15 protein-coding genes are annotated in these 23,591 nt (G+C 34.5%); 14 read left to right on the top strand and 1 reads right to left on the bottom strand.

Annotated features, from left to right (window positions below; translation table 11 throughout):
• The first annotated feature begins 2 nt into the window (after nt 1–2).
• From DMB65_RS09365 to DMB65_RS09310, 12 genes are all read left to right on the top strand, one after another.
• A complete protein-coding gene (locus DMB65_RS09365; protein WP_110306388.1) occupies nt 3–1,907 on the top strand; it encodes a type II secretion system protein GspD in 1,905 nt (634 codons plus the stop codon).
• Nucleotides 1,907–3,094 (top strand): hypothetical protein, encoded by a 1,188-nt coding sequence (locus DMB65_RS09360; RefSeq protein ID WP_110306387.1) that lies wholly within the window; start codon nt 1,907–1,909, stop codon nt 3,092–3,094. Before DMB65_RS09365 ends, DMB65_RS09360 begins: the two co-directional genes overlap by 1 nt.
• A complete protein-coding gene (gene pilO / locus DMB65_RS09355) occupies nt 3,087–3,611 on the top strand; it encodes a type 4a pilus biogenesis protein PilO (protein ID WP_110306386.1) in 525 nt (174 codons plus the stop codon). The genes DMB65_RS09360 and pilO overlap by 8 nt, the downstream gene beginning before the upstream one ends.
• Complete coding sequence (locus DMB65_RS09350) at nt 3,595–4,545, top strand: hypothetical protein (RefSeq protein ID WP_110306385.1); 951 nt, start codon at nt 3,595–3,597, stop codon at nt 4,543–4,545. Before pilO ends, DMB65_RS09350 begins: the two co-directional genes overlap by 17 nt.
• 1 nt (nt 4,546) lies before the next feature.
• The gene (locus DMB65_RS09345) at nt 4,547–5,041 is read left to right on the top strand and encodes a hypothetical protein (RefSeq protein WP_110306384.1); all 495 of its coding nucleotides are present in this window, start codon (nt 4,547–4,549) and stop codon (nt 5,039–5,041) included.
• Nucleotides 5,042–5,814: 773 nt separating this feature from the next.
• Nucleotides 5,815–8,019: a fasciclin domain-containing protein gene (locus tag DMB65_RS09340; protein ID WP_110306383.1), complete on the top strand. Its 2,205-nt coding sequence runs from the start codon at nt 5,815–5,817 to the stop codon at nt 8,017–8,019.
• A 1-nt stretch (nt 8,020) separates the two neighbouring features.
• Nucleotides 8,021–11,308, top strand: a complete 3,288-nt coding sequence (locus tag DMB65_RS09335; protein ID WP_110306382.1) for a SusC/RagA family TonB-linked outer membrane protein — start codon at nt 8,021–8,023, stop codon at nt 11,306–11,308.
• Nucleotides 11,309–11,324: 16 nt separating this feature from the next.
• Nucleotides 11,325–12,824: a RagB/SusD family nutrient uptake outer membrane protein gene (locus DMB65_RS09330; RefSeq protein WP_110306381.1), complete on the top strand. Its 1,500-nt coding sequence runs from the start codon at nt 11,325–11,327 to the stop codon at nt 12,822–12,824.
• Between the two features lie 12 nt (nt 12,825–12,836).
• Nucleotides 12,837–14,537, top strand: a complete 1,701-nt coding sequence (locus tag DMB65_RS09325; protein WP_110306380.1) for a fasciclin domain-containing protein — start codon at nt 12,837–12,839, stop codon at nt 14,535–14,537.
• Between the two features lie 47 nt (nt 14,538–14,584).
• On the top strand, nt 14,585–16,066 hold the full coding sequence (locus DMB65_RS09320; protein WP_110306379.1) for a fasciclin domain-containing protein: 1,482 nt from the start codon (nt 14,585–14,587) through the stop codon (nt 16,064–16,066).
• Between the two features lie 2 nt (nt 16,067–16,068).
• A complete protein-coding gene (locus DMB65_RS09315) occupies nt 16,069–19,248 on the top strand; it encodes a SusC/RagA family TonB-linked outer membrane protein (RefSeq protein WP_110306378.1) in 3,180 nt (1,059 codons plus the stop codon).
• 30 nt (nt 19,249–19,278) lie between these two features.
• On the top strand, nt 19,279–21,021 hold the full coding sequence (locus tag DMB65_RS09310; RefSeq protein WP_110306377.1) for a RagB/SusD family nutrient uptake outer membrane protein: 1,743 nt from the start codon (nt 19,279–19,281) through the stop codon (nt 21,019–21,021).
• 220 nt (nt 21,022–21,241) lie between these two features.
• Here the strand turns inward: DMB65_RS09310 and DMB65_RS09305 are convergent, their stop codons facing one another.
• Nucleotides 21,242–21,886, bottom strand: a complete 645-nt coding sequence (locus tag DMB65_RS09305) for an NrtR DNA-binding winged helix domain-containing protein (protein ID WP_110306376.1) — start codon at nt 21,884–21,886, stop codon at nt 21,242–21,244.
• 376 nt (nt 21,887–22,262) lie between these two features.
• Between DMB65_RS09305 and DMB65_RS09300 the strand changes: the two genes are divergently transcribed.
• A complete protein-coding gene (locus DMB65_RS09300; protein ID WP_230470635.1) occupies nt 22,263–22,616 on the top strand; it encodes a hypothetical protein in 354 nt (117 codons plus the stop codon).
• A gap of 271 nt (nt 22,617–22,887) precedes the next feature.
• Nucleotides 22,888–23,583: an ABC transporter ATP-binding protein gene (locus DMB65_RS09295; protein WP_110306374.1), complete on the top strand. Its 696-nt coding sequence runs from the start codon at nt 22,888–22,890 to the stop codon at nt 23,581–23,583.
• Nucleotides 23,584–23,591: the final 8 nt, after the last annotated feature.

The following is a 23,591-nucleotide window of genomic DNA, read 5'->3' as shown; positions in this document are numbered from 1 at the left end:
AAATGCTTAAACAGGTTCTTTTCGTACTAACTGCGTTATTTTTTACCAATATTCTTGTAGCACAACAAGATATAGTTGAATTAGGCAGGAAATTTGACGAACTATCAATACAAAAAAAAGGATTAAACGAGACTATTAAAATTGATGTTTCAGGGCTTACACTACATGATTTTATTTCTTCAATAGCCGAAGAACATCAGCTGAACATTGATGTAGATATAGAACTTAGCCAGCCGGTATCCAATAATTTTTTTGATGTTACGGTTAAAGATGTTTTCATTCATCTTACTCAAAAATATGATCTTGAAGTATCTTTCATGAATAATATCATAGTCTTCAAAAAGAGAAAAATTACAACTGTCGTTCCCAAAAAGCTGCCTAAAATTATAGATGTTACTTACAATTCTCAAAATGACTTTTTATCAGTAAAAGTGGAAAATGATACTCTTTCTGCTGTGGCAAAAGCGATTATTGATAAATCCGAAAAAAATCTGATCCTGGCACAGGATATCAAAAACATCCGGATTTCTTCTTATATTTTAAATCGTCCTTTTGATCAGGTGATTGAAATGATGGCAAAAGCAAACGATTTATCGGCTGTTAAAGATGATAACGGATTCTACTTTATACAAAAAAATACAATTGCCAATATAAATACATTAAACAGCAATACTAAAACGAAACAGCCAAAGGTAGGCCTCGGTGTTCCTGGTTTTTATGAAGTAAACGTCAATAAAAATGGTTTTTTACAAGTAAATGCATACATGGCCGATGCTTCTGATTTATTAACCGAAGCGGCCGAAAAACTCCACATCAATTATTTTTTATACAATAAGCCCGAAAACGAAAAAACTACGCTTTCTGCAGACAATATCACTTTTGATGAGTTGCTGGCAAATATCTTTAAAGGGAAAAAATATACTTTTAAAAAACAGGATAATTTATATTTAATTGGTGAGGAAGCTACGGAAGGATTAAGAATAACCGAAATGATTCAGTTAGAAAACAGATCGATTGAATCCATAATCAATTCGCTGCCAAAAGTTTTTTCGGAAAAATTAGAAATAAAAGAATTCACAGAATTAAACGGATTAATTGTTTCCGGATCAAGATCTATACTGGAAGAATTAAAAGTATATATCAAACAAATTGATAAGGTTGTCCCGATGGTGCAAATTGAAGTCATTATTGTGCAGTACAACAAATCATATGAAATTCAGACCGGAATGAAAGCTGGCTTAGACAAAATAAATTCGGTTCAGACTGGCGGAGTATTATTTCCTAATTCTGATATGACTTTAAACGGAACTTCTGTAAATAGCTTAATTGATGCTTTTAATGGTTTCGGCCTTTTTAAATTAGGAAAAGTAACAGAATCATTTTATCTTAATTTGAAGCTCCTGGAAAGTAATTCGGCATTAAAAGTTGAATCCACTCCTAAAATAGCCACAATAAGCGGACACGAAGCAAAACTATCAATTGGAGAAACCAGTTATTATTTTGAACAAAATAACCGTTTAATAAATAGTAACATTGGAAATGATATCTTAAATTCCGGAACATGGAAATCTACAGATGCTAATTTAAGTGTATCGATAAAACCATACGTTTCTACCGATGAAAACGTAACATTGACTATTGCTGTAGAAAAAAGTTCTTTCTTAGCCAGAGCCGGTGAAGATGCCCCTCCCGGAAAAGCTACTCAAAAATTTGAGTCTTTAGTAAGGGTTAAAAACGGTGAAATGATTTTACTGGGTGGTTTAGACGAATTGAAAAAAGAAAACACAGGAACCGGAACTCCCCTAATATCAAGAATCCCTATCATCAAATGGTTTTTTAGCAGTAGAAAAAAAGGGAAAAATGATTCTAAACTTCATATTTTTATTAAACCAACGGTTATTTATTAATGTTAGCAACTCTATCTAAATTCATAAAAATAAACGACTTAAATGTTGTTGGTGTAATCAAAAAAGAAGATTATGATATTTATAATTTGCTGACTATTAAAAAAAAAGCAAACAAGATTTCTATAGTCGATAAACAAACTTTTGAAACCCTTGAAGAACTGAGCAGAGCCGCAGATAAAAAACTGCCTCTTTTAATTGTCGTAGAAGGCAAAGGCGTCCTGAATAAGGAAATCGATTATAATAATGAAACAGATGTAAACTGGCAAAAAAATATTGACCATAACGCCATTTATTTTACTGATTTAAAAGGACTTAAATCTAATTTCATCAGTTTCTGCAGAAAAAACATTGTTGAGGAAACCATTTCAAAATTTCAAAAAAAAGGTTTTCAGGTGATTGATGTTTACATTGGTTCTTTTTTATCAGCCTTACTTAATAATGTTCTAAAAAAAGATACCTTATTTTCAAATGATTTACGATTAGAATTTGAAAATGAAAGGCTTCTTAGTTTCAGTAAACAAAATGAAGAGGTTAAAACAATAAATTACAAGATTGCCGATGAAACTGTTTCCAATACCTTTTTACCTTTATATGGTGCTATTATTCATTTTTTTGTTAAACCAAAAGAAGTTTCAAAAACAACAAACTCAACTTTAAACAGCGAAGAATTAATTTATAAGAAAGCTTTTGGATATTTTGGAGTAGCAATATTAGCTGGTTTTCTAACAACACTATTAATCAGTTATTTTATGATTCAGTATTATGGAACAAAAAATTCCGAATTGAATCTACAGACCGTATACTCAAACCAGTCCTATCAATTGATATTGGATTTAGAAGCCCAAAAAGAAAGAAAACTCAACATATTAAAAGAGTCAGGAGTTTTATCCTCTAAATTTCTTTCTTACTACGGGTACGAAATCATCAAATCGATACCCTCAAATATTTCTTTAAATGAATTAAATATCATTCCGCTAAAAGAAGAATACAAAGAAAATAAAAAAGCTTTTTTTGAAACCAAAACCATTATCATAAGAGGAGAAACTTTTCAGGAAGAGTCCTTTAATAACTGGCTGGACGATTTAAAAAAGATGAACTGGTTACAACGCTTTGAAATTATCAGCTTAAAAAAAGACAAGAAAAACAAATCCGTTTTTGAAATAAAAATAACCCTGAAAGATGTTTGAAAACTATTCGTATAAACAAAAATTTTATGCCTTAGGTGTGCTATTTTGTATTCTGTCCATAACAGCCTACAAAAGATCATTTCATACTTTATTTGATGTAGTTCACGAATATCGAACACTATCAAAAAAAGCTGATGACATCAACAAAAAAGCAAAGAACACAGATGGTTTAACCAAAGATATTGCCTATTTAGATAAAATCATTGGCAAAGAAGGAACGACCAAAGAAATGGTACAGCAAGGCATAGTAAGTTTTGCCTCAGAAAATGCCCCTGGCGTTTCCATAAGTGACCTAAAACCTATACACGATTTTCCTGAAGATGATTATCATATTATTACCAATCAGCTGGATGTAACCGGAAACAGTAATCAACTGCTCTCTCTCGCCTATGATTTTGAAAAGAAATTTAATCTTTCCAGAATTGTAAGTATGAATTTTTACACTATAAAAAAAAATAACAAATCTGAAATTTTACATCTAAAAATGATTTTTCAAAACTATGAAAACAATAAATAAATTACTGTTGATTGCATTATCAATCCTTACTTATTCGTGTGATGATATCCTTGAAGAAGACATCAGTGACAATACTGTTCAGCTTATTTCCCCAACAGAAAATACAACCATAGAAAGTAATGTTGTGAATTTTAAATGGTCAAGCCTTAAAGGAGCTGATAAATATAGGATTCAAATATATGAAGACGAGATTTTATTACTTGATTCATTAACTGCCAGTACCAATTTAACCTTACCCTTAGAGACAGGAAGTTATAGCTGGAGTGTAAGAGGAGAAAATTATGCTTATGAATCTCTTTACTCATCTAACTCTAATTTTTCAACCGTTATTCCTGATGATTTAACCAACCAAAAAGTTGTTTTATCGAGTCCCGAAAACAATAAATTTTTTAATCACATCAACATTCCTCTTGTTTGGGAATTACTTGCAAATGCGACTACTTATAACTTGAAAATCGTCAACGCAACAACTGGTCTTGAAGTATATGCCAAACCTGATTTGACTGTAAAGTCATTAACGCTGGATTTAACCTCTTTAGAAGAAGGCAGTTACGAATGGCAATTAACAGCCAAAAATGATGAAAGTGAAACTAAAAAGTATGCTTCACGCAAATTTAATATTGACACCACAATTCCTAATCAGCCAAAAAATACATCACCTACAGACGATTTTAAACAAACATCAAATCTGAATATTACATTTACCTGGAGTATCGCTACAGATATCGGTATTTCTAAATCTCCCGTTTCCTATATAGTAGAATTTGCAAATGATAGTGATTTTAATACTAATGTTCAAACACAAAACAGTAATTCAACAACACTTCAAAAAACATTTACAGCTACAGGAATATATTATTGGAGAGTAAGAGCTATCGATGGAGCAGGGAATGTTGGTACTAACAGTGCTGCATTTAAATTTACTTTAAATTAAAATGGCGAAAAAGAAAATTAATATAATACTTATTCTGTTTGTCTTAGGACTATGGGGCACTATTGGCTACAGAACACTGTACCGCCAGTTTTCAGACAGTAAAATTATTAATGCAACACAGGATCAAAAGTACAATGCATCAATTAAACAAATCAATAAAGATACATTTGATCTGGAAAAAATAAATCGGGATCCCTTTCTGAATAAACAATTTCAGAATACTGTTGCTATCCAAAAACCACCCCATTATACTCTTATTAAAAAAACAACGGTTCAGACGGTTCAAAAACCTAAGTCAAATCTTAGCTGGCCTACACTGCAATATTATGGATACCTAAAATCGAAAGATAGGGAATTAGTATTACTGAAAATAGATTCTAAATTATACAAATTAAAACTTAATGAACCTCAAAATGGCATTATCGTCAAAAAAAAATACAAAGACTCCATAGAAGTTAATTTTAACTCAGAAACTAAAATGATTCTTTTGAAATAATTAATCAAATCATTATTAATCTGGTTCATGAAAACACTGGGGTTTTACTTCTTTTAAATTATCTCCTGAAGTTCAGGATTAACAATAAAATTAGAGATTCTATTTAATATAATCTCAAAACTTGTTATTTTTTTAATCAAAATTCACTAACAATGAGTTCAGCATTAACCATGATCTGTTGAATTGTTTCTGTTACATCTTTATTCTTTAAAAGAGGGAGCGTATTCTCCATAGCTTTTGTAATTAATATAAAAAATATACCATACCAGAATTTTCAGAAGCTACATGCAATTCTTTATTTTAATTAACTTATTTAACATAAAAAATGTTAAAATGCCCCCGTTTGTAAAATAGTTACAATTATTTCTTAAACTTAAAAAACAACTTCATTTTTTCATTGCATTAACACAGAGATTGCATCCTGATTTTCATTAAAAAAGAAGACCTCATCTTTTTATTAATCATGAATTTAACTATTATTTTTAACCTTTTTTTGTTAAATAAATAGTTTTTTTTTATGTGTTAATTATCTCTTCCCCCTTATATCAAGCTTGATTCAATCCCTCACAAATCCTATATTTTATGTATTTATAAAATATTAACACATATATTATAGTATCAATATTTAATTCAAACAATAAAAACACATAATAAAAAAAGCAGGATAGTACAGGATAGAATTAGCAACATAACCTTTTACGTTTGACATATCAATATTTACTAAAAAAAAGTTAAAACTAACTAGCCTTTCAACTATAATAAACTAACCAGAAATGAAGAAAAAAATACACCAATTACTTGTCTTTTCATTTTTAATCCTTCTGTCAAGTTGCAGCAAGGATGCTTATGATGATTACTATGAGCGACCAGACTCCCTGGAACCTCCTATCTACCAGCGACTTGAATCCCTTGGGAATTTTAAAAATCTTTTGGTTTTAATAGAAAAAGCCGGATATAAAGACATTTTAGGCAAAGCAGGTTATTGGACTATGATGGCACCTAATGACGAGGCTTTTACTAAGTATTTTCAGGAACAAGGAATAACAGATGTAAATAAAATTGATGCTGAAACTGCAGCAAAAATTGTCAGATATGCCCTTATATACAATGCCTTCCGTACCGAGCAGCTGTCAGACTACCAATCTGCAACAGGATGGGTAACTGATAATGCTTTTAGAAGAAGGACTGCGTATTATGACGGATTCGTAAATAAAACAATTAATGGAGAATCTAAAGTGATCGTGGGTGCCAATCGTAATGGAGCTTATGCTATTGGAGACAACAACAATAAATATATCAGTTATTTTACAGATGAGCATTTCGCAGCAAAAAGCTTAAGTGCTGTCGATTTTAATTATTTCTATCCTAATGCGCAATACTCCGGATTTAATGTTATGGATTCTAAAGTTACCCAAGCTGATATTGTTGCTGAAAATGGAATTATTCATGAAGTTAATAAAGTAAATCTTCCGTTACCAACACTTGAGCAATATTTACAACAAAACCCAAAATATAGTAAGTTTCGTGAATTACTGGAAGATCATGGACTGGTTTCTTACTACTTTAATCAGGATGTTACAAACACATATCGTAATTACACTGGAAAATCAGATAATGTTTACATTAAATTTTATGATCCTACTTTGTCATTTTCTCCAAATAATGAGAATTATTTAAAACAGGCTGATAATGACGGTCAAAGTGATTTTTATACGATGTTAGTTCCTGAAAATGGACCTTTACAAGAATTTATAGACAAGGTATTACTCAAAAATTATACTTCCCTAAATGTACTTCCACAATACATTTTTCGGGATTTTATTAATGCCCATATGGTTCAAAATGCTGTTTGGCCATCTAAAGGACCCGCTTACAGCAATGCTCTGAACGAAAATTTAAGATTTAATTTTAATAGTGACATTGTTGAAGCTAAAATACTCAGCAACGGATTCTTTTACGGTACTAATAAAATTCAAAAATCGAATTTGTTTTACAGTGTTTATACTTCGGCATATTTAGATCCAAAATTTACTATGGCTACCAGAATAATGAATGATGGGTCCGGACTAAAGGAAATGATTAGTAATATCAATACAAAATATACCCTGTTCTTACCGTCGGATGCGAAACTTACGGAGATGGGATTTGGATATAATGCCACTCTTTCAACATGGACATATGTTAATCCCGCAGTTGGGGGAGCATCTGCCACAAGTGCCATTGCCCGCGCCCGTTTATTGCGTATCCTGTATAATGGAATAGTACAAACTCCAAACGGGGAGTTAAATGATTTGTCCGGCTCAGGAATTATTCGTTCAGGAGATATTGACCTGCCTGGTGAATATATCAAATGGAACAACAATAAATTATATGCTGCAGGAAATGAAGTAACAGGTGGTGTGCCAGTTGGAATTGTTGGTTACGAAGATCAGCAAAATGGCAGAACGTATTATGTTGATAATTTACTTCAGTATAGTGAGGAAATGCAGGGATTAAAAATAAAACGCTTATCTGAAACGGCTAATTCTCAGTATCTTTCTTTCTTTAATTACCTCAAAAATTCTTCTCTGTATGATGCTGTTACGGGTAAAATTCAGGGAGTTGAGTTAGGGACTTCTTACACTTTTGTAATCCCAAATAATGCTGCAATTGCAAAGGCAGTAACAAAAGGTGCCTTACCTACATCTGTTTCACCAACTCTTCAACCTGATAAGGATTTAGTTACAGACTTTATTAAAGCTCATATTTTAGTAAATAAAACAGCTTCTGATGATGGATTGACAACCGGGGAGTTTGAAACGCTAAAAAAAGATGGTTTTGGCGAAAAAATCTATGTTCTGGTTCAAAGTACTCCAGGGACTTTGTCTTTCAGGGATTCGTATTTAAACTGGGCTCATTACATACCTGCACAAAGCAATAATCTGGCAGACAGATCTTTAATTCATTTAGTAGATAACTATCTTACATATCAACAATAAAATGAGACAAAAAATTACAAATATATTTTACAGTTGTACTTTTGCCCTAGTGCTACTAGCTGCTTTTCCAGCTTTGGCGCAACAAGCAAATAAAACTTTTTTAGTTCGTGGTCAGGTTATTGACTCAAGTGATAAACTAAGCATTCCCGGAGCAACAATTGCAGAACAGGATTCTGAAAACCGTACTGTTTCCGGTGCCATAACAGATATTGATGGAAATTTTGCCATACGTGTTAAAGATCCAAATAATAAATTATTCATTTCTACAATAGGATATAAGTCTCAGCGCATTGAAATTAAAGGTAGGGAATCAATTAAAATTGCACTTGTCTCTACTGTAGAATCATTAACTGAGGTAGTTGTTACCAGCACAAAAAAATCTGACAATGGTTTAATGAAAATTGATGACCGAAACAGAACGACCAGTTCTGTTTCTATAAATGCAGCAGATTTAGCCTATACACAAGCTCCTACTATTGATGAAGCCTTACAAGGACGTCTGGCTGGTGTAGACATCACAGCTACCAGTGGTGATCCGGGAGCAGGGATGCAAATCAGAATTCGAGGAACTTCTTCTATTTCCGGATCTTCGGATCCTTTGATTGTTGTGGATGGAATGCCTTATGAAACGGCTGTTCCGGATGATTTTAACTTCGGTACAGCAGATTCAGAAAGTTATTCTGCTTTATTGAATATTGCCCCTACAGATATTGAAAGCATCACCGTTTTAAAAGATGCAGCTGCAACTGCAATGTGGGGATCACGTGCTGCCAGCGGAGTGTTATTAATTACTACTAAACGTGGAGGCGTGAGTGCTCCTAAAATCTCTTACACGTATAAATCAACTTATTCTAAATTGCCTTCTACTATTCCAATGTTAAGTGGGGATCAGTATTCTCAATTAATTCCTGAAGAATATATGAACAGAAACGGAGTACCATTGAATACCTATCAAGTTAAAGAATTTCAATATGACCCTATTGATGTTTATAACTATAAAAATTACGGGCAAAATACAGACTGGGTAGGTGCTATTTCGCAAACAGGTTTAACCCATGAACACAACCTTTCTTTACAGGGAGGGGGAGAAAAAGCACGATATTTTAGTTCTGTTGGTTACTACAAACAAAAAGGAGTAACAGTAGGAACTGGCCTGGAAAGATTAAATGCCAGATTAAATTTAGATTATATCGTTTCTGACCGTATTAAATTCAGAACCGATATCGCTTATACGCATACCAATACGCAACGAAATTATGTAAATAGTTTTGATGCTAAGGATGGAGACCGTTTGCGTGCTGTAGCCTTCACTAAAATGCCAAATATGAGTATCTATGAATATGATGAAATGGGAAACCTTACACCAAATTATTTTTCTCCGGCTTTTAATATTCAAGGAACTTATTCTAGTACTTATAATCCACTGGCAATGGCTGAATACGCTACGAACGATCAGGTACAGGATCGTATAACTCCCCATTTTAATGTGAATGTGGATATTATACCTAAAATATTTATTTCGACTTTTGATTTACAATTTGACTATAAAAGCACAAAAACCAAATCATTTTTACCACAAAACGCAACAGGACGCCCTTTTACTGAAACCACTGTAAACAGAGCCTCTGATGCCGATAGTGACGAATCTAATATTGTAACAAAAACAAACTTTATCTGGACACCAAATATTGGGGCAAAACAAACTTTGCAAACATTATTATCATTGCAGACCAATGATTTTATGTATACCACACACCGATCCATGACATCCAATACAGCTTCGTCTGTATTGACAGATCCATCAATTCCTTCAAGAACTCAAAATTCTGAATTATTTTTATATACCAATAATGGTCAGGCCAGGACTGTTGGTGGCTTAATGAGTGTACAATACGGTTTATTAGATCGTTACATTCTTAATGTAGGTGTACGTGGAGACGGAAGTTCTAAGTTTGGTCCCGAAAACAGATATGGTTTTTTCCCTTCAATATCCGGTCGCTGGAGAGTTTCAGGTGAATCATTCATGAAAAATATTACGTTTCTTGACGATTTGAGTATCAGGGCGAGTTACGGGGAATCCGGAAGAGCTCCAAAAGCAGATTACACTTATTTCAACACCTATTCAAATTATGCCACTCAGTATTTAGGTCTCAATGGGGTCATCCCTTCTAATATCGAATTGAGTAATCTTCGCTGGGAGACCCTAAAAGGTCTAAACCTGGGTTTCAACTTACAACTTTTCAAAAACCGTGTAACACTAGATGTAGATTTGTACAAAAACATTACTGAAGACCTGATTTTTGACGATCTTCAATTAAGCAGCGTTTCGGGCTACAATAGTGTGGATCAGAACGTAGGAACATTACAGAACAGAGGCTTCGAAATAGCTCTTAATACTACTCCTATCAAATCTAATAAATGGAAAGTAGATTTTAATTTCAATATTTCAAGTAATGAGAATACTGTTAAGGAAATCTCTGAATATTATCCTAGTGAGAGTGGAAACACAGACAGAAATGGAGAATACAAGCGTTTTCTGCAGGTAGGTAATCCTTTCGGTTCATTTTACGGATACCGTTTTAAGGGAGTCTATACAGATCTTAATGCAACTAAAGCTAAAGATGCCAGCGGCAATACCATAGTAGGCCCTAATGGTGAAGAAGTATTTATGCGTTTCAACTATCCAATTACAAATTATGTGTTCCAGCCGGGTGATGCCATATACGAAGATGTAAACCATGACGGAAATATTGATAGCCGGGATGTCGTTTATTTAGGAAATAGTAATCCTAAATTCTCCGGTGGTTTTGGTCCTACAGTAACTTTTAATAACCAATTCAGATTATTGCTTTATTTCACATACAGAGTGGGCTATGAAGTTGTAAATGAAACCGATATGAAAACGACTAATATGTATGGATACAGCAACCAAAGTACTGCTGTTTTATCCAGATGGCGCAACCCGGGTGATGTAACCAATATGCCAAGGGCTGTTTATGGAGCTGGTTATAACTGGTTAGGTTCAGACCGTTATGTTGAAGATGCTTCTTTTGCCCGTCTTCGTTCCGTTACCTTCAGTTATAATTTTAGCAAAAATTTAATCAAAAAGTTAAGACTGGGTGATTTAAGCTGTTACATAACTGCTGATAATTTAATCACCTTTACTAAATATAGAGGTCAGGATCCTGAGGTAACTATGAAATCCGGAGATCCATTTGCTATTGCAAAGGATAATTCCAGTACTCCGCCAACAAAACGTGTTACGATAGGAGCTTCTATTCGTTTCTAATACTAAAATTTGAATTATGCAAACTAAAATAAAAACAATTCTAGCCATCTTTACCCTGTTTATCTCTGTAACATCATGTGATGATTACTTAGATTTACGTCCGCAGGACGGAATTATCCGTGAAGAGTTTTGGAAAACCAAAGAAGACATTCAGGCCGCTGTTATCGGTATGTATTCTTCTTTGTTAAGTTCACCTCCTGGAGTACGTGATTTGCCAATGTCTCAATATTTATTTATGCACGGTGAATTAAGAGGCGACATGATTGCCCCGGGGCCTAATGTTACCGAAGACGAAAGAGACATTATGAATTCTAATATTATGGCTTCAAATGATTTGACTAATTGGGCTATCTTCTACAGAACCATTAATTATTGTAATACCATAATTGATCTTGCACCTGCTGTCAGAGAAAAAGATCCAACTTTAACACAGGTCCAGTTAAATCATTTTCTTTCTGAAGCTTTGGCAATAAGAGCCTATTTGTATTTTACATTGGCTCGTACTTTTAAAGATGTGCCTTTAAAATTAACAGCAACACTTACTGATGAAGACAATTTTCAATTGCCAGTTACTCCTCAAAAAGATGTATTTGAACAGGTTATCAAAGATCTAAAATTAGCAGAAGGGTACGCTGTTGAAAGTTATGGCGACATTGCTTCTGATAAAGGACGTATTACAGTTTATAGTATTAATGCAATGCTGGCAGATGTTTATCTGTGGAATGATAATTTTCAGGAAGCTTATGATGCAGCTGACAAAATAGTGAAATCCGGAAAATTTGGTTTAATCAAAGCTTCAAAAAACAGCTGGTTTAATACCGTTTTTGCGAAAGGAAACTCAATTGAAAGTATTTTTGAATTTCAATATACTAAAACAAATTTAGGCCCATTTTATAATATATTAACTTTTAGACAAGAGTTTTTGGCCTCAGCTACAGTTTTAGATGATGTATTTGGGGTTGACTTTCAAAATCCTGCCAATAAAGATATTCGCGGTGATCGTACTGCCTTGGTAGCCGGAACGAATGAAATTTATAAATATATAGGTTTAGATAACGACACCCGAAAAGATTTTCAGGAAGCAGATACCCATTGGTTTGTATATCGCTATGCCGATGTGTTACTGCTTCAGGCTGAAGCACTTGCTGAACTAAACAGAGGAACAGAAGCAGTCGCAATTATAGATTATGTCAGATTGCAACATAATGCAATCGAACTGACTGCTGAGTCTATTGGTAATGATAACAAAAAAGAAGTTATAGATTATATATTAGCAGAGCGTTCACGTGAACTAGCATTTGAAGGCAAACGCTGGTTCGATATGCTTCGTAATGCCAGAAGAAACAATTACGCACGATTAGATATTTTAATTGATGCTGCTCTTTTAAGCGCACCTCCTGAACAACAGCAGTCCATTGTCGCAAAATTAAAAGACTCAAATAGCCATTATTTACCTATTAATACTTACGAGCTTTATACCAATAAAAAACTTGTACAAAATCCATTCTACAAATAAAAAAAACAAGACATGAAAAGACTATTAAGATTACCCGACCTCTTGAGATTTACTTTAGTGTTTTTGATTGCATTAGTGTTTCAAAACTGCACTGAGCAAAAAATTAAGGAAAGTACAGACGAAACTCTTAACATTACTGATTATTTAAGAGATACTCCTGATTATTCTATGTTTTTAGAAGCTCTGGAGATTACAAATTATGCTCCATTTATGAATACCTATGGAACTTACACCTTATTTCTTCCTACCAATGATGCGATGAAAGCGTATTTAAAAGATGTAGGTGCCAATTCATTAAAAGAAGTCCCGTTGGCAGATTTACAGAATGTTGTAAAGCTTCACATCTTAAACCAAAAAATAAATACAACATCTTTTACTGATGGGAAAATAGCCACACCAAGTTTATACGGCCAGTTTTTAGTAACCGGTGCTACAAATAAAAATGGTGAATCCAGTACAACTGTTAATAAAACAGCCAGTATCCTTAAATCTAATGTTCCAGTAGGAAACGGGGTAATTCATGTGATCGATAAAGTACTTCGTGTGGCTGATAAAACACTGGCACAGACTATTGAACAAGATCAAAGTCTTTCTTTGTTTACAGAGGCGCTAAAAATTACAGGATGGTATGATGTACTCAATAAACCTATTGATTATACAAAAAATGATATAGATAGTTATCTGACCGTTTTGGCTCAGACTAATGAAGCTTTCAAAACAGCAGGTATCAACAATATTGAAGAATTGAAAACAAAGTATAGCCATTTGCACGAGCCCTTAAATCCAAAAGACAGTCTAAACTTATTTGTGAGCTATCGTATTTTACCAAAATTACAATATTTAGCAGATTTAGCAATAACACCTGCCCTGGAAACCAAAGCTCCCCTTGAAGTTATAAGTGCAAAACTTGATAAGGATGTAATCTTATTAAACGAAGAGGTTTTTAATGGTGTATTAGAAAAGGGAGTAGCTATTACCAGAGAAAAAAGTGATGTTACAGCTACAAACGGTGTATTGCATTTTGTAGGAGCTAATTTTGCGATCAAAAAACGCTTACCGTCACCTGTTTATTTTGATTTTTGTGATCAAAATGAATTTAGACAGTTAACCTCTGTTTTCAGAATACCCGGAGCAGCCCCTAAAACATCCTTAGCAAAAACTTTATTTAAAGATGTTACCTGGGATCATAATGATCCTATTACTTACTTTAAAGATGCTGCCAGAGGAGGAACGGTAGGTTTTGGATGGCACGGTGATTGTCTTGAAATAAACCGTTTCAGAGATGGAAATTGTCAAAATATCACTTTTACCACACCGGTCATTATAAAAGGAAAATACAAATTATGGATTTCCTACAGAGGACAAGATACAAAAGTAGGACTTGTAAAAGTGTTTGTCGACGGAGTAGAAATGTCAAGACAAATCAATATGCTCGAAAACGGGAACAAATTCAGCAGTATAGAAGCAAGAGTATTAGAGTCGCAAGGCTACAAACGTCATGTTTACCCTCATACTACCAAAATGAATTGCAGATTAGTGGGCACAGTAGATATTATCACTACAGGAAGACATAAACTCACCTTACAATCCCAATCGTCATTCTCTGCCCAGGCATGGTTTGATGTGGCCGAGTTTCGTCCTATAGATATGGATCAGTTATACCCACAATTTGATTCAGGCGGAGATGGTTTTTACACTCCTCCAACTCCATAATTCCAGAATTAAACCAAAAATCTAATTTCAAACTTAATTAAGTAAAAATGACTTTATTAAAATATAAAAAACTTCTTTTTGTCATTCTCATACTCGGATTGGTTTCATGTTCCAGTCCGTGGGATGACAAAGGGGATAATGGTGATGCAAACCTAAATGAGACACTAAATGAAGCTATCAGCAGTACACCGGAAACAACTGAATTTGGTAAATTATTAACTCAAACCGGGTATGACAAAATATTGGCCGGCTCTAAAACCTATACTGTTTTTGTACCTACAAACGAGGCACTGAAAGCTGTTAGTACAACCATATTAAATAACCCGGAAGCACTTAAAAAATTTGTTGAAAACCATATTGCATTAACTTCTTATTCATCTGTCAGAAATACAAACGAAGAACGTATCAAAATGCTAAGTGATAAATACCTGACATTCGAAGGAAGTGCACTAATAGGCGATGCAACTATTACTACACCAAACCATTATACTGCCAATGGTGTGTATCATATCATCAATAAAGCACTTGCTCCAAAACTGAATATCTGGGAATATATCAATACTCAGACCGGTACTTCGGCAATGAGTAATTATTTATTAAGTCTGAAAGAATTTAGTATTTACAATGCTGATGCTATTGCTAAATCTACTGCAGTTCCGGGATTTCTTGCGGATTCATTATCAAATTCGTATTTAAAAAATGTTTATAATCTTAATAACGAAAAGAATTCCTACACACTTTTCTTAATGGAAAATGATGGTTTCGATGCTGAAGTAACCAAAATGAAAGATTATCTGATTAAACCATCTAATAATCCTGCAGTAGATTCGACTGCTATTTACTCGAAATATTTTACAGTAAGGGACATGGCCTTTCCAAAAGCCTATACAAAAGATGAACTGCCTGCTGCATTAACATCGAGATTTGGTGTTGAATTTGACGTTGATAAAACCCAGATTGTAGGTGAGCCAATTGTGCTTAGTAACGGAATTATTTACATCATGAAAAAAGTCGAGGTTAAATTGGAAAAACGTTTGGTTACTACCATAATACAAGGAGAAAAAAATAATGGAGGATATTATGGAGTTCGAAGCAGGATACTTTATCGGGATAAAAAAGGCCCCGCTAACCCACTCTACCCAGATGGTCTGTACAATGATATTATGGTAGAACTTCCTAACCTGGCTAAATTCAGCCTGTTTTATCAGGCAAATGATATGTTTAGTACCAAATACAAGATCTACTGGAGAGCAATAAATGACAGAACGGCAAATCTTTTTGAACAACAATTAGCTATTGGCGGAAAAATAGATCAGGCTGCTACAGGATTCCCTTTAGTCAATATTACGAAAACGTTTCCAATTGTTATAGTGCCGCTTAATAATTATGAAGAGGTCGAAATAGGAGAGTTTGAATATACTACCGCAGGCAGTAGTGGCCTGATTTCTCTTATAGGCGGGACAAAATCAACCAGTGCCCTTACCCTTGATTATTTGAAATTCGTTCCTGTCGTTAAAATAAAAAATTAATTATGTTAAAAATTATAAAACTAACCTGCCTTGTAAGCCTCTTTTTTGCCGGCAGCCTTGAAGCACAATTATACGCCCAGGACGCTCAGGATTCAACTGCAACAACTCCTCAGAAAAAAGTACAGAGAATTTTAGTGCAGGGTGTTGTTAAAAGCGCAAAAACAAAAGCACCTCTATCAGGAATCAACATCACTGTCGAAGGATTCTCGGCAGCCATTACAGAAGATGATGGTAGTTTTGAAATTGGAGTGCCCAATTTAGAAGCACTTCTTACCATAAGTGGTCAGGATTTTCAAACGAAAGTGTATGCCATTAAAAACAGAAAAACAGGTTTAGAAATATTCTTACATGAGACCAACTACTCTGCCACCTATCAAATAGCTAATTTGCCATCCGGAAATGTTATGCAGTATAACAATACCCATGCTTCTAGTGTTATTGACTTCGAAAAAAACCAATGGTCCAGTTCTGTAACAGAATCAGTAGCAGGATTTCTTCAGGGCAGAGCAACCGGATTAACCAGTATCAGAAGCTCCGGAGCGCCAAATGCCGGAAGTTATCTGGCTTTGAGAGGTTTTAATTCTCTATATGGAAGCAACAAACCTTTAATTATTGTAGACGGAATGATTTATGATGATGAAGATTACGGCTCAGGAATCATACAAAACAACAGCTCTTCTCCATTGACAAATATTGATGTTAAGGATATAGAAGATGTAACGATTATGAAAGACGGTACTTCATTATACGGAACTAAAGGTGCCAATGGAGTGATTAATATTACCACTACCCGTGCCAGCGAGTTATCAACTAAAATTGATTTCACGATGTATGGCAGCTTCAATCAAACTCCGGATGAATTACCTGTGATGGGTGCTGATGCCTATCGCACACATATCTCTCAGTTAGAAGCTAGTCGTGGTTTGTCTCAGGACCAGATTGCTGCTTTGCCTTACATGAACGACGAGGTTGGTTCTCTGGGATATTACAAATATCATAACCAGACCAATTGGCAGGATCAGGTTTTTAAATCCAGTTATAATCAAAATTACTTCCTAAAAGTTCGTGGAGGTGACGATATTGCAAAGTTTGGTCTGTCTGTAGGTTACTTAGACAGCCAAGGAGTTATCAAAGGCACTGATTCAAAGCGTTATAGCGTTCGTTTAAATGCTGCTTTACGACTAACAGAAAAATTAACTGTAGATGCTAATCTTTCTTTTATTGACAACCAACAAAATCAGTGGAATCAAGGTTTAGCTTATAAAACAAGCCCATTATATTTAGCATTGACAAAATCTCCTTTTGTAACTTACAACGATGTTAGCGATGCCGGAGAAGTTTCACCAAATTTTGCCGATACAGATTATTTTAATGTTAGTAATCCAAATGCGATCCTTGCAAATGGATTTGCTAAGAACGATAACTATCGCTTTTTCGGTAACTTAAAATTCAACTATGCCTTAAACAAAGCATGGAATATTTCTTCTATAGTAGGTTTGAGTTATAATAAAGAAAGAGAATCGTTTTTTCTTCCGGATATGGGAGTTGCAGATCTTATCTTGCCTACTGCTATTGGAAAAAACCAGTCAGGAAGTGAAGTTCAGATTTATAACGGACTTTATACGGATACTTTTGCGAGTTATTTGAAAAACTTTAATAATGATCATAATTTAGATGTTCGTTTCGGATTCAGGGCTCAAAGTAATAAAACAGAAAGTGATTTAGGTTTAGGATACAATTCTTCTACGGATGATTTTACAAGTGTAGGAGCCGGTTCGAACTTATTACGTCAGGTAGGAGGAGCATTAGGCGAATCTCACTGGATGAATATGTATGCTAATGGAAACTATAATTTCCGTAATAAATATTTTCTAACGGCAAGTTATGCTGTAGATGGCTCAAGCCGTTTTGGAGATGATGCAGCAACAGGAAAAAGTAAATATGCATTGATGACTTCAATTTCGGGTGCCTGGCTAGTATCTTCAGAAAATTTCATGAAAGATATAAAAGACATCGATTACCTTAAACTTAGAGTTGGTGTAGGTACAAGTGGAAACGATGATATTGGTAATTATACGGCTCAAACGTATTATGTTTCTCAAAATTTATTGGGAATGCAAGGTTTGGTTCGTGGCAATATCGGAAACCCTGATTTGCAATGGGAAACTGTTTTAAAAAAGAATTTAGGCTTGGATTTAGGCTTGTTCAAAGAGCGTATCAATCTTTCTGTGGATTATTATCTTAATAAAACATCCAATATGATTACATACGAAACAATCACTGCTGAAAGCGGATTCGACTATGTAGTTACCAACGGTGGTGCAATGCGTACCTATGGAACTGAAGTTGCTTTGAATGCCCGTGTTTTCAATACTAAAGATTTTACTTTTGACTTTGGCCTTAATTTAAGCCATTATAAAAATAAAGTAGAAAGTTTGCCAAGCGGAGACATTCTTACGCAATTTGGCGGAGCTACTTACTTAACTTCTGTAGGCAAAGATGCCAATTTATTTTATGGATTAAATAGTAATGGAGTATATACTACAACTGCAGAAGCCAATGCTGACGGACTATCTAGACGTTTAACAAATGGGAGTTTAGTTCCGTTTAGTGGCGGAGACATGCGTTTTACAGATGTTAACGGAGACAAAGTAATCGATGATAAAGACCGTATGGTTATCGGAAACCCAAATCCGGATGTAATAGGAAGTTTTAGTACAAATTTTACATACAAGCGATTTAGCCTACAGGCCTTGTTTAATTTCTCTGTTGGTAATGATCTTTATAATGGAGTACGTTACAATCTTGAAAAAATGAGCGGCTACGAAAATCAAAGTATAGCTGTTGCAAACCGATGGAGAGCCGAAGGCCAGCAAACAGATATGCCAAAAGCAGTCTGGGGAGACCCAATGGGCAACGCTGAATTTTCAGATCGATGGATTGAAGATGGTTCTTACCTGAGATTAAAAACGTTAGTGTTAGGATATAATATTCCTATGAACAGTAAATATGTAAAATATATTCAACTGTACGCTACTGCCAATAACTTGGTTACTTTCACCAAATATCTTGGATATGATCCTGAATTCAGTGCTACCTCATCTATTTTTGGACAAGGTGCAGATATCGGTCTGGTTCCTCAGTTTACAAACTATCAGCTTGGATTACGCTTAGGGCTTTAAAATTATTATTACAATATACAGAACAGACCAATGACAACAACAATAAAAACAAAGACAAAGAGAGCTACCAAAGCCATGTTATGGGCGTCAGTGCTGTTACTTAGCTTAGGCGCTTGTGAACAATATCTGGATGTAGAACCTCAGGACAAAGTAGCTGAAGAACAAATGTACCGCAACGTATATGATGCCGATGCTGCTGTTATAGGGATTTATGGGAAATTTATGGGACTTGCAAAAAAGTACGTTATACTTAATGAAATGCGTGCAGACCTGATGACAACAACCAGCAATTCTGATCCTTATTTAAAAGAACTTTCAGAACAAAATATTTCGGCAGGAAATCCATACGTGAATCCAAAAGATTTCTATCTCGTGATTCAAAACTGTAACGATGCCCTTAAAAATTTCGATATTATGGTTGCCGAAAAGAAATTTACGCAATCGCAATACGAACAGCGTTATGCAGATGTTGCGTGTATCCGTACCTGGATTTATTTACAATTAGGAATTCAATATGGTACCGTACCCTACATCACGGAACCTTTGGCTAACATTGACGATGTTAAAAATATTAATAAATTTCCGAGACTTTCTTTTAATCAGCTTCTGGATGAACTGGTGAAATTTACTGAAGGACTGAAGTATAAAAAAATATACGAATCCGGCAGCAGCTTATTAGTAACAGTTGACGGCTACAATACAGAGAAGTTTTTTATCAATAAAGAATGTTTGTTGGGCGACTTACAACTTTGGAAAGGGAATTTCCTGCAGGCGGCCATGCATTATAAAAACGTAATGGAAACAGGTACACCAAGAAACGATGTTGATATGTACAGAGTAAAATTTGCTGAAGTCGTTACAAATAATGACTTAGCAGTTGGGTATTTGAGATTTTACGAACAGGATGCTACAACATTGGTAGATAACAATACACAAGGCTGGAGATCTATTTTTGGAAGGGACAGAGATGTATTATGGAACACCGAATGGATTTGGTCATTACCTTTTGACAGCGATTTTGCCCCAAAAAATCCATTTATTGAAATTTTTTCAAAAACAGGCGGAAAATATTTAGCAAAACCATCCAAACGTGCAATTGATCTTTGGAAAAGCAACACACAAAGTAACGGTTTTCCTTATGATGCGCGTGGGCAAAAATTTACTTACAAAGAGATAGGCGGAGATCCTGTCATCATGAAATATATTTACAAATACGAAGCTGCTGCCAATACCTTTAAAACAGATGGAGATTGGTTCTTATATCGTGCAGCCAAATTGCATTTGCGTTATGCCGAAGCAGCCAACAGAGACAATCAGCATAAAATTGCTGATGCCCTTTTAAATTTTGGAATAAGAGATGCCTATACTCCTGCAGGATATAATACAACTACAGGAAATGCAACAGATATCATGCAAACCAAAAAAGCTTTCCCTTATGATTTTGATGCACGTATGGGCGATTTCCCTTCGTTTAGAGCAATCTGGCATCGCGGGGGTGGTATTCGTGGCCGTGCAAGACTTCAAAGGGCTGCAGTTGTTGGAGATAGTCTGACTTCTATTGAAAATAATATCATTGATGAAGCAGCTCTAGAATTAGCCTACGAAGGAAATCGCTGGGAGGATCTCGTACGTATTTCTTTACGTAGAAATGACCCGTCTTTCTTAGCTGATAAAGTTTATGAAAAACTGAGCAAAGAAGGAAACGCAAATGCTGATGAAGTACGTTCTAAATTAATGAATGTCAATAACTGGTATTTGCCATTTATCTGGTAATACCTCATAAACGAAACAAAATTCCTAACTATTTACAATAAAAAAACCTTGGCAGTAAACGAATTTCTGCTAAGGTTTTTGTTTTTTCAGGAGCTAATCCAGCCATCCACTATATCTTTGCCTGCTTAAAGAAAGCAGTCAAAGGATGCCGTTTCTGTCTGGGCTAAGACAATTGTTATCAAAAGAAATTTAATTTTTAAAAGAATTATAGCTTAGAATATTAAAAATCCAAAATAAAATGATCTAAACCGGATTTTTCATAAAAAGCGGCATTAAACTTATACAGTTGATCTTCCTTTTCAGAAACAGTTTCTTTTTTCTCTTTCAAAGGAACTAAAACTTTTTTCTTCAAAAACGCTCTTCTAAAACTTTCTTTATCCGTTTCTATTCTCAAAATTCCCTTGTAAAGATTCATTAATTCTGATATTGTGAATTTCCTCGGCAAAAGATTAAAACTAAAAGGAGACTCACGTACACATGTTTCCAATTGACACAAACTATAATCCAGTATTAAATTGTGATCATGAATTAAATCAGGTATTTCAGTTGCTTTAAACCATCTTTGATACAAATCAACTACACCAAATTTTACCCTGTATTCTTCAATATTAATAATCGTAAAATAGCACAAAGTTTGAGAATTAGAACCAGCTGCCTCTGTCAGCTGTTTAAGGGACACATTTTCAAAGTTGCCAAATTCATTGAGTAATTTCAGGGTAGCCGCGTCTGCATTTTTTACATCCTTTACAATTCCGGATATAAGCCTCCATTTTGCGCCAACTCCTTTATTTTCCCTTGATAAAAGTACTTTTAGACTTCCGTTATCATAACCGAAAACTACACAATCAATTGTGACCTCATTCATAATTAATCGTTTTAGTGTTAATAAAATAATGAATGACAATTTTAACTAAAAATTACTAATCAGCTCTCTTTATAGCAATTGTCGCCACAAACTTATTCGATTTAAATAAAACAACTGTCCTGAACCGAGCTGGCACACGGTTTTTGTGTAGCTGAAAAAATTCAAATAGCTGACACCTTTAACTTCATTCATTTTTTTTCTAAAACAATAGTCGCAGCAATTGCTACTGCAGCTAAACCTGATTTTAAAATGGTACTTTTCATGTTTGCTTTTTTTAGTAAATCTTTTTATTTCTTAAAAATAAAATTTTAACCATTAAGTTTTATACATTTGCAACTCAGTTGCGTTATTTACCGCTAAGATTTCCAAATCCAGAATGAATAAAAAGAAATTTTTACGAATTAATCTTTTCATGTCTTTAATGGTATTGTTCGCAATGCTTTTTCAGACGATTCACTCTTACGAGCATATTTACACGCAAATCCACGAAAAACATTGCGATCATAAATATACTCCCCATCAAAAACAGATCACGCATAGTCATGCTGTCGATACTAATTGTCCTGTCTGTCATTTTGCATTCAGCACTTTTATTTCAAATTCTTTTCATACTTTTTCATTTCATAAACAAGACGTTGTAACTTCTGCTGTTTTCTTTTACAGCAAAACTAGCTCTACATTTTTCAAAGGCAGCCTCTTTGCTTTAAGAGCACCTCCTGCCCTATTTTAGTTGACCGGATTTCTTACTATTTAAATCTTGAAATCATTTCTTTTTGTTTAAACAAAAGGTAATGGCTGCTATTTCAAATCTTCAGCTGATAAAATCTATTTTGGCAGATAGGTTCATCAGACAAAAGGGATGATTTTCCATTTTTAAATTTAAAAGTATCAGAGTCCTCAGAAAACTTCTTCTTACAATAAAAAAAACAGCTTTGATTGTTCAGTAAAGAACGATTGGAAACAGCTGTATCTTAAAATAAATAATTCTAAATCCATACATTATGCTCACAGCAGTAAACCTGACCAAAAAATACGGCGATCGGATTGCTTTAAACGGCTTGAATTTAACGATCAATAAAGGAGCTATTTTTGCTCTTTTAGGACAAAACGGTGCCGGAAAAACCACTACCATAAACCTGTTTCTTGGATTTATAAAACCTACTGAAGGCGACATTAAAATAAACGATATTTCGGTCGTTACCGCTGCAGATAAAACAAAAAAAGATGTCGCCTACATTCCGGAAACTGTAATGTTGTACCCAAATCTGACGGGACTAGAAAACCTGAAATTCTTTTCTTCCCTTGCCGGTTTTAAATATTCGACCGGCGAACTGACTTATTTTTTGACCAAAGCCGGTCTGCAGGTTACAGCCCACGATCAAAATTTGAGTGGCTACTCAAAAGGGATGCGCCAAAAAGTAGGCATTGCCATTGCCATTGCCAAAAAAGCAAAAGTGCTTTTACTGGATGAACCTACAAGTGGTCTGGATCCTAAAGCTTCAAATGAATTCTCTCAAATCTTAAAAGAACTTTCAGAAGACGGAACTGCAATTTTAATGGCGACGCATGACATTTTCAGAGCCAGAGAAGTAGCAACACACATTGGCATCATGAAACAGGGAAATCTGGTAACGGTTATAGAAGCCGAAAAAATCTCTGCCAACGAACTGGAAAATCTGTATTTACAAACTGTTTAAAAGGAAAA

Origin of the sequence: Flavobacterium cheongpyeongense, assembly GCF_003202435.1 — a bacterium.
Lineage (GTDB): Bacteria > Bacteroidota > Bacteroidia > Flavobacteriales > Flavobacteriaceae > Flavobacterium > Flavobacterium cheongpyeongense.
This window is presented reverse-complemented; position numbering and strand designations above follow the sequence as displayed.